Origin of the sequence: Psychroserpens sp. (assembly GCF_045105015.1) — a bacterium.
Classification (GTDB): Bacteria; Bacteroidota; Bacteroidia; order Flavobacteriales; family Flavobacteriaceae; genus Psychroserpens.
Genome location: NZ_JBGCCX010000085.1, coordinates 1 through 9,956, shown reverse-complemented (window position 1 = coordinate 9,956; position 9,956 = coordinate 1). Strand labels below are relative to the sequence as shown.

Here is a 9,956-nt window from a genome sequence, read left to right as displayed (position 1 = left end):
CTGCAAGAGAAGGAAGAAACCCTCAAACTGGTAAGACAATACAAATCAAAGCTAAAAACGTAGTAAAGTTTAAAGCTGGTTCTGATTTAAGTGGAGCTGTAAACTAAGCACTTCTTAAAATAGATTAAAAGCCCACTTTTTTAAAAAGTGGGCTTTCTTTTTTTATATATCTATGATATAAGAAATAAGAAATACTCAAGTATTTAGTTTAGTTATTGTTTTTTAAATAAATATGTCATAGATTTATTTCTCAAATCATACGCTATGATTACCATAAAGCCCAAAAAAGGTGATTTATTAATTGCAGAACCGTCAATAATTGGCGATATCTCTTTTAATAGATCTGTTATTCTTCTTGCTGACTATAACAGTAATGGTTCAATTGGTTTTATTTTAAATAAACCTTTAGAATATACGCTTCAAGATTTGATTCCAGAAACCAATGCCAATTTTAAAGTCTTCAATGGTGGACCAGTTGAGCAAGACAATTTGTATTTTATTCATCAAGTTCCACATTTAATTCCTGATAGTATCGAGATTTCTCTTGGTATATTTTGGGGTGGAAATTTTGAGGTTGTTTTACAACTTCTTGAAGATGATAAGCTCTCTAATTCTGATATACGTTTCTTTCTTGGTTATTCTGGATGGGATTCTCAACAATTAGAAAATGAATTAGAATCAAATTCATGGATTGTCTCCAAAAACATCTATAAGAAAGAACTTATGGAAAAATGTTGTGATTCGTTCTGGAAAGAAAAAATGCTAGAGCTAGGAGGCAACTATTTATTATGGTCTAATGCTCCCGAAAACCCAAGTTATAATTAAGATATTCTTAGTTTTATATTCAAACGCCTAATTAAATCTTCTGCGATTTTTGTTGCAAATTCTTTTTTACGATATTTTAATATGGGTTGAACACCAGTAATCACATTACTAATAAATAATTCATCAGCTTTTTGAAGTTCGAATGGAGAAATAGAGGATTCTTCTATTACATAATCTCCAGAATTCACAATCACCTCAATCAGTTGTTTTCTCATAATTCCTTTAAGACAACCATCTTCTAATGGAGGTGTTTTAATAGTTTCTCCTGAGATCAAAAACAAATTTCCGTTTAAAGCTTCTACAACATTTTTATTTGTATTAAGTAACAGACAATTATCCCAACCGTTCTCTTCAGCATAAATACTTCCCAAAACATTTATGGCTTTATTATTTGTTTTTAGTGTAGATAATAATCCGGGTGCGACAAAAAAATCTTTAAATAAATCTACTGTATACTTTATTTGATTTGAAACCGAATAAAAATCTGATTTGAGTGCTTCGACTGAAATATTATAGTTGATTGTTTTATCTGTAGGAAGATACTTCCCACCATCTCCTCGATCGACATTTAATCGAATTCTTGCAGAAGACTTTAAAAGTGAATTCGCTTCAATTGTTTTGAGTAACTCTGATTCAAGAAATTCCATCGTAAAATCCATCGGTATTTCCATGCGCATTATGCGCATGGAAGCCATCAGTCTAAAATAATGATCCTCCCAGAATAAAAGCTTACCATGTACATACTTTATGGTTTCAAATACAGCATCACCATATTTATAACCTCTATTTTCATTCGTTATAAAACTTGAATCGTTTAGTAAATTACCATTGAAATTTATCATAAAAAAAGTCTCGATATTTAATCGAGACAAATATAAAACTTATATCACTGAGACTTCTTAAGCAGAACCTAAAACTTGCTTTAAATCTGAAATTTGATTATCCCAAAGCATTTTAGCTTCTTCTAACTCATCTTCTTCAGTATAATCTGTAACGATTATTGAAACATCTTTAGTTATTTCATCAACTTGAATTCTAATTTCAAAGAAATAATTATCACCTTCATCTTCGTCGGTCATCCACCTAAATTTTATACGCTCACCACTTTTTTTAGTAAGCAACTTTGCTTTTTCCTCAGAACCATCCCATATAAAAGTGAAAAATTCACCTCTTGAATTTACATTATCTGCAAACCACTCAGATAAGCCTGAAGGCGTTGATATATATTGATATAAAAGTTGAGGAGAAGCATGTATTGGAAACTCCATTTCGAACTTGACTTTGTCTTCCATTTGTAATTTTATTGTGAGGCTCAATATATACAATTAATTGTTCAGTTTAAAACTAATCAGTAAAAAATATTTTAATCATTTTATGTTTGTTGCCATAGATTTTGTTTTTATATTTGCAGCCGAAATTATGGCGAGGTAGCTCAGTTGGTTAGAGCGTCGGATTCATAACCCGGATGTAACGAGTTCAAATCTCGTTCTCGCTACAACATCAAAAGTCTAGTACAATCGTGCTAGACTTTTTTCATGTTATACCCTAAACTTATTCTTAAGATTCGTTAAAATAAAACTCATCAAATTTACATTGCTTTTATTATAAGTAATTTTTAGCTTTTTTCTAATTTACATTGTAAAGTAATATTTAACTTACATTCTATCAATAAGGTAGCTGTAAATGAGAAAAAAAATATCATACATAGCATATAATTGCATTTAGACGACTATCTTAGTCTAAGAACTTTTTATCTCATACTTTTGTAAGCTTTCGCATATTGATTTCTATGCCAAATTCAAGGTTAAATTCTTAATGATTATGTAATTGCAGTTAACGTATTTATACTAATGAAAAGATTTTTTTTATTTACTGCCTTCATAGTTGTAATACTAAGTAATTCTTCAAATGCTTCTGCTCAAAATGAATTCATTACTACCTGGAAAACAGATAATCCTGGTACATCAAACGCATCATCTATAACAATTCCTACTGTTGGAGGTGGATATTTTTATGATGTGGACTGGAATGATGATGGAATTTTCGATCAATTTGGGATTACTGGTGATGTTGTACATGATTTTGGAACCCCTGGAACTTATACCATAAGAATTCAAGGAAGTTTTCCTAGTATTTATTTCAACTATAGTGGAGATAGACGAAAGATTCTTGAAGTGAATCAATGGGGAACTAATGCATGGGTTTCTATGTACGAAGCATTTAGTGGATGTAGTAATTTGCAATTTAATACTTACCTACCATTAGATGCTCCAGATTTAAGTAATGTTTCTTCTATGCGTCATATGCTAAGAAACACTACTAATTTCAATAGCCCAATTGGACATTGGGATGTTTCAAATGTCACCGACATGTCAAATATGTTTGGAGAAGCAATCTCTTTTAATCAAGACATTAGTAATTGGGATGTGTCAAATGTCACCAATATGTTAAGAATGTTTTACGATGCAAACTCTTTTAATCAAGATATTAGTAGTTGGGATGTTTCTAATGTAACAAATATGGAAGGTACATTTTTTGAAGCAGATTCTTTTAATCAAGACATAAGTAACTGGGATGTCTCAAATGTAACTAATATGGAAAGCATGTTCAGAAGAGCAATTTCTTTTGATCAAGACCTAAGTAATTGGGACGTGTCAAATGTCACTGATATGACAACTATGTTTCTTTTCATAACACTATCAACTCCAAATTATGAGAACATGCTAATTGCATGGAATAACTTAACACTGCAAAATAACGTGAATTTTCATGGTGGTGGTAGTAAATACTGCTCTATTGAAGCTACTGCAGCTAGAGCTAATATGATAGCTTCTGATGGTTGGTCAATTATTGATGGAGGTTTGGATCCTCCAACAGCAACATGCATTGCAACACCTTTTATATTGAACCTAGATGCTAATGGAAATGCTATTTTAGCAGGAAATGATATTGATAATGGGTCTACTATATGTGGTGATGGTGTGATGGGGTTAAGCTTATCTCAAACAGCTTTTACTTGTTTAGATTTAGGTAGTAATACTGTAACCTTAACAGTTGATGATGGATATGGAAATACCGATAGCTGTACAGCAACAGTAAATGTGGTCGACACTACAGCTCCAACTCCTGATGTTGGAACATTGGCTGATGTTTCCGCAGAATGTGAAGTGACATCTCTCATACCTCCTACTGCTAGCGATGCTTGTGGAGCTGTTACAGTTACTAACAATATTACGCTTCCTATTACGACACCTGGAACAATTATTATATGGAGCTATGACGATGGTAACGGAAATATAAGTACTCAAAATCAAAATGTTTTTTTCACTGACGTAACTAATCCTGTTCCTGATGTGGCTTCCTTAATTGATATAACTGCGGAATGTGAAGTAACATCACTTACTCCTCCTTCTGCTACAGATAACTGCGGAACAATTACTGTTACAAATAATGCCACACTTCCTATAACTACTCAAGGAACAACAGTAATTACATGGATCTATGATGATGGTTATGGAAATACAAGTACTCAAAACCAAAATGTTGTTATCACAGATGTAACTAGTCCTGCTCCTGATGTAGCTTCGTTAAATGATATAACTGCAGAATGTGAAGTAACATCACTTATTTCTCCTTCAGCTACAGATAACTGCGGAATGGTTACTGTTACAAATAATGCAATACTTCCTATCAGTGCTCAAGGAACAACGGTAATTACATGGACCTATGATGATGGCAATGGAAATACAAGTACTCAAAACCAAAATGTTGTAATCTCTGGCTTAACTGATCCATTAGATGATGCAATAGCAAGTCATACAACAACAATTTCTGATTGTAACGATACAACCATTCAATTATCAGGTAATTTGACAGGACAATGGTCTGCAGTCTCAGTTCCCAGCGGAAGCCTATATAGTTTTTCAGACATAAATAATCAAAACGCAACATTTACAGGAGAAAGCGGAGTAACCTATGATATCACATGGACACTAGACAGCCCTGCTCCTTGCGCAGATGCAACATCAATATTAAATGTAATATTCCCTTCATGTGGAGATGTTATTGATTTTGATGGTAGTGATGATTATATAAATTTTGGTGACAATAATAGCTTATCAGGCACATTTAGTATTGAAACCTGGATAAAACCAAATACAATTAATAGCAACACTCAAAGTATTATATCTAAACGCAATGCCAACGACCTAACTTCTGGTTATGATTTAAGCCTAGTTAATAATACCATCTCATTTCAAACTAATGGCTATACCATTTCAGCTAACGGCATAACATCAGACCGATGGTTTCATATAGCACTAACCTATGACGGAACAGATTATACGCTCTATGTCGATGGCTTAGAAAGAAGTAATTCTGCTGGACCTAATCCAGTAGCCAATAATTACAATACCATTTTAGGAGCCATGGGTAGGCTTAATGATATTCCAATAAATCATTTCAATGGTTGGATAGATGAATTACGCTTTTGGAATACTGCTCTAAATTCAGAACAAATCCATGAAATGATGAACCAAGAAATTGAAGATAACACTACTGTGAGAGGTTCTGTTCTAGGTTTAGATATTGCCGGCTTAAACTGGAGTAACTTAGATGCATATTATAAAATGAATCAAAGCTCTTCAGATATTAATTCTGGATTTTTGGTTGGAAATGTTGGAACTTCTGGACGATTATCAAACATAACTTCATTACAAGATGAAACTGCTCCACTACCATATGTCACTACTAGTGATGGTAATTGGGATAATGCAACTACTTGGTTAAATGGTAGCGTTCAAATGATTCCTAATACAAATAGCGTTAATTGGAATATTGTAAGAACAAGTCATGATATTAATTCTGGTAATAGATCAACTTTATTATTAGGTTTAATTGTCGATTCAAATACATATAGCATCTCAAACGACCAATCATTAGAAATTTCAAATTATCTTAAAATTGACGGTACAATTGACTTAATTGGTGAATCGCAATTGATTCAAGATTCGGGTAGTATAGTTGATTATACTGGAAATGGTTCTATTGAAAGAGACCAACAAGGTTCAACAAATCTATTTCATTATAACTACTGGTCTTCGCCTGTAGGAAACAATAGTACTGATTATACTATAGGTAGTGTTTTATTTGATGGCACTAATAGTAATAATCCTTTACCTACTCAATGGACGGCAAATAATGATGCAGATGGATCAACTGTACCAATAACAATGAGTAGTAGATGGCTATATCTTTTTGAAAACTATCCAGAAGCATCTTATGCAGATTGGAATATTATTTCGGAATCAACTTCAATTCCAGTGGGATTAGGATTTACAATGAAAGGAAGTGGAAATAGTGGCTCCATTCAAAACTATACATTTATTGGTCAACCCAATAATGGAACTATTACCACTCCAATCACTGGTAGCAATCAGGCTTTAGTTGGAAATCCTTACCCTTCAGCCATAGATGGATATACCTTTATCAACGATAACAGTGCTGTGCTTTCAGATGGAACTTTATATTTCTGGGAACAAGCCTCAACATCTACTTCGCATACTTTATCAGAATATGAAGGTGGCTATGCTTACTTAAATTTAACTGGTGGGACTGCTGCAGTTTCTCCTCCTGGCATTAACAATGTAGGAGATGCAAGTACAATACCACAACAATATGTTCCTGTTGGACAAGGTTTTTTTGTTACTGGAAATGCAACAGGTGGAACTATTCAATTTAATAACAATCAACGTGTTTTTGTAAGAGAATCAAGCGGAAATTCAATATTTTTAAGAAATACAATACCTAATAGTGAAAATACTACAAATGACAACTATGATAACTCCAACAAATTTATAAGGATTGATTTTGTATCTCCTGAAAATTCTACAAGACATTTATTACTTGGGTTTATGAATAGTGATTTAGCAACAAATGGTACAGACTATGGTTATGATGCACCAAACAATGAAAACTTCCCAAGCGACATGTCTTTTAATATTGATGGTGAAAAATACATTATTCAGGGAGTTGGTAATTTTGATATAACTAAATCTTACCCTCTTGATATCGACTTAGCTGATGACGGAAATATTACAATTCATTTAGATGTCATCGAAAATTTTGAAGTAGATATTGATATATTCATCTACGATGCCTATGAAAGCATTTATACACAGATTAACAATCAAGACTTTCAAAAAACATTAGAATCTGGGAATTACAGTGATCGATTCTTTTTAACATTTATTGACAACTCTACTTTATCAGCAATTGATAACGAAATAGAAAATATCATTATCAATTATCTTCAAGATAGTAATGAAATCCTTATTAGAAGTGTAAGCGATACTCAAATCAAACAAGTATCTTTAATTAATTTGGTTGGACAAACAGTTGCGTCTTGGAACACATCAAACTTACACACTTCATCTGAAGGTTTTAGAATTCCAGTGAAAAATATTTCTGAAGGCAACTACGTCCTAAAAGTAGGGACAAATTATTCTACCATCAACAAAAAGATACTTTTAAAATTTTAATGCTTTAGAATTAATTCAAACTAAGGACTAAATCTAGACAAATAAACTCCCAAGATTATATCAAAATGAAGTCCAATTCATAAAAATTTATGCGTTTCATCGGTTTTTTATGCGTTTTATAGATTTTTATTCAAATAAAATGATATATTAGCCTCAAATTAAAAGTCCAAATTTACCTAAAACCCCAAATCTAATGAGAAAATCTACTTTCTTATATGTACTACTTATGTGTGTATCATTAAGTCTACATTCGCAAACTTCAAATTTAGAAAAAGCGCAAAATTATTTACAAAATCGTGGTGAAGTATGTTTTGTATTTACCGCAAATAGTGAGCAGCAAGTTCAAGAAATTTCTCAGTTTCTATCAATTGGACACAATGTAAGTCATGAAACTTTAGAAATAGAAGCATTCGCTAATGCTGAAACATTTCAACAGTTTTTAGCTTACGGACTTCCATATGAAGTTAATGAAAGTGAAAATGAATTCATAACAACTGTAAATTCTACTGACAACACTCAAGCTTGGGATGTTGATTGGAATGCATATCCAACGTATACTCAATATGTAGCAAAAATGAATTACTTTGCTTCAACATATCCCAACTTATGTTCTCTTGAATCAATTGGTAATTCTGTTAACGGAAGACAACTTTTGATGCTAAAAATTTCTGACAATGTTAATTCAAATGAAGCAGAACCAGAATTCATGTACACGTCGTCTATGCATGGTGATGAATTAGCTGGTTTTCCATTAATGATAAGATTAGCCGAATACTTGTTAACTAATTATGGTTCTGATAGTGAAGTGAACAGCATTGTAAATAATACTGTTATATATATTAACCCATTAGCCAATCCTGATGGAGCCTACCGAAATACTGGTAATAATACTATTACAAATCCTATTAGAGCTAACGCTAATGGTCAAGATTTAAATAGAAATTATGCAGATAATGTAATTGGCCTTCATTATGATGGAACTTACGAACCTGAAACCTTAGCATTTATGAAGTTTGAAGAAAGTCATAACATAGTTATGTCTGCAAATTTTCATGGCGGAACTGAATTAGTCAACTATCCTTATGACAATACTTATGACCAACATGCTGATCATGATTGGTTTGAATATATTTCTGTTGAATACGCAACTCATGCACAAAATAATAGCCCATCTGGTTATATGATGGTAGATGAAGATTCTGATATATACCCAAGTCCAGGAGTAACTCATGGAGCTGAATGGTATCGAGTTTATGGAGGTCGACAAGACTATATGAACTACTACAGAGGTGGTCGAGAAGTTGTAGTTGAATTGTCAGACACTAAGTGGATTCAAGGGAATGCGATTGATAATCATTGGACATACAACAAACAAGCTTTTTTAGATTACATGAAACAAGTTAACTTCGGATTTCAAGGGATTGTTTCTGATGAATCTGGAAATCCAATAGCTGCTAAAATTTCAATAGCTGGGCATGATGCTTTAAATTCCTTTGTATTTTCAAATTCAGATTTAGGAGATTATTATAGATTAGTTAAAGGCGGAAGTTACAATGTGACTTATGAAGCTCCTGGTTATGTGACACAAACTATAAATGTAAATGTTACAGATAATACACAAACTGTTCAAAATGTGACGTTACTTTCTGCGTCAACAAAACCAGTGTCTAATGATGTTACAATCAATACTAATGAAAGTACAACTTTAACCGCTACAGGTTTAGGTACCATTAATTGGTATGATGATATAAATGATGATACTCCAATAGCCACTGGTAATAGTTTTAGTACACCTAGTTTAACAGAGACAAGATCTTATTTTGTTGAAGATGTGATTACTAAAAGTAATGCTGGATCTTCTAATCATTCAGCAAACGGAAGCTTTTTTGCAGGTGGAATAACCGATCGCTATTTGGTATTTGACGCATCAGAAGCTGTGTTGCTTAAAGATGTAACAATAAATACAGAAAATACTGGTGAAATGGAGGTTCAACTTCAAGATGGATCTGGAAATGTTTTAGATTCTAGACTTATTCTTATTGAAAATTCAGGAATTCAACAAATTGAACTTAACTTTATGATTCCTGTAGCTAATGATTTAAGATTAGTAAGTGCTGAATTATCTACAGGGTTTAGACTATGGAGAAACAATACTCCTGCTGGTACCGCGTATCCTTATAATAATGGATCAATTTCAATAAAAAATAACAACCTCAACAATTTAGACTACTACTATTTCTTCTACGATTGGAATCTTGAAGATTATAAAAGTGCTAGAGAAGAAGTAATTGTTACAGTTGAAGACACTTTAGGTTTTGAAGATGAAACTTTAGATCAAGTTAGTATATACCCTAACCCTTTTAGTAATTCAATAACAATCAAAATGCCTAATACTGGTATTTCAAAAATAGGTATTGAGTTATATGATATTAGTGGAAGAACGATCTTCAATTACTCTAATATAAATATTGATAATGGCACTTATAACCTTCAAAATATTGAAAACCTAACCAGAGGTACTTATTTCTTGAAAATTACTGATAATGAAAGTAATGGTTCTGTTGTAAAACAAATTATAAAGCAATAACAAAA

The 9,956-nt window shown here is 32.3% G+C and carries 6 protein-coding genes and 1 tRNA gene; 5 read left to right on the top strand and 2 right to left on the bottom strand.

Translation table 11 applies throughout. The features are described 5' to 3' along the window. Together AB8B90_RS06620 and AB8B90_RS06615 are read left to right on the top strand one after the other, a co-directional pair. Positions 1-107, top strand: a 107-nt coding sequence (locus tag AB8B90_RS06620) for an HU family DNA-binding protein (RefSeq protein WP_405334953.1), incomplete at its 5' end; no start/stop codon positions are given. Positions 108-264: 157 nt separating this feature from the next. Further along, positions 265-825 (top strand): YqgE/AlgH family protein, encoded by a 561-nt coding sequence (locus tag AB8B90_RS06615; protein ID WP_405334951.1) that lies wholly within the window; start codon positions 265-267, stop codon positions 823-825. Here the strand turns inward: AB8B90_RS06615 and AB8B90_RS06610 are convergent. After that, positions 822-1,667 carry an aminotransferase class IV gene (locus AB8B90_RS06610; protein WP_405334949.1) on the bottom strand — a complete coding sequence of 282 codons (846 nt, stop codon included), beginning with the start codon at positions 1,665-1,667 and terminating at the stop codon, positions 822-824. The two genes, AB8B90_RS06615 and AB8B90_RS06610, sit on opposite strands and share 4 nt — an antisense overlap. Positions 1,668-1,724: 57 nt before the next feature. Then, positions 1,725-2,117, bottom strand: coding sequence for an START-like domain-containing protein (locus AB8B90_RS06605; protein WP_405334947.1), 393 nt, complete (start codon positions 2,115-2,117; stop codon positions 1,725-1,727). Between the two features lie 129 nt (positions 2,118-2,246). Here AB8B90_RS06605 and AB8B90_RS06600 point away from each other — a divergent pair. The 3 genes from AB8B90_RS06600 (at position 2,247) to AB8B90_RS06590 (ending at position 9,951) form a co-directional block, all read left to right on the top strand. Beyond that, positions 2,247-2,320, top strand: a tRNA-Met gene (locus AB8B90_RS06600). Positions 2,321-2,675: 355 nt separating this feature from the next. After that, entirely contained in the window at positions 2,676-7,364 is a 4,689-nt protein-coding gene (locus AB8B90_RS06595; RefSeq protein WP_405334946.1) for a BspA family leucine-rich repeat surface protein, read from the top strand. Positions 7,365-7,557: 193 nt separating this feature from the next. Beyond that, positions 7,558-9,951 carry a M14 family zinc carboxypeptidase gene (locus AB8B90_RS06590; protein ID WP_405334944.1) on the top strand — a complete coding sequence of 798 codons (2,394 nt, stop codon included), beginning with the start codon at positions 7,558-7,560 and terminating at the stop codon, positions 9,949-9,951. The last annotated feature ends 5 nt before the right edge of the window (positions 9,952-9,956 follow it).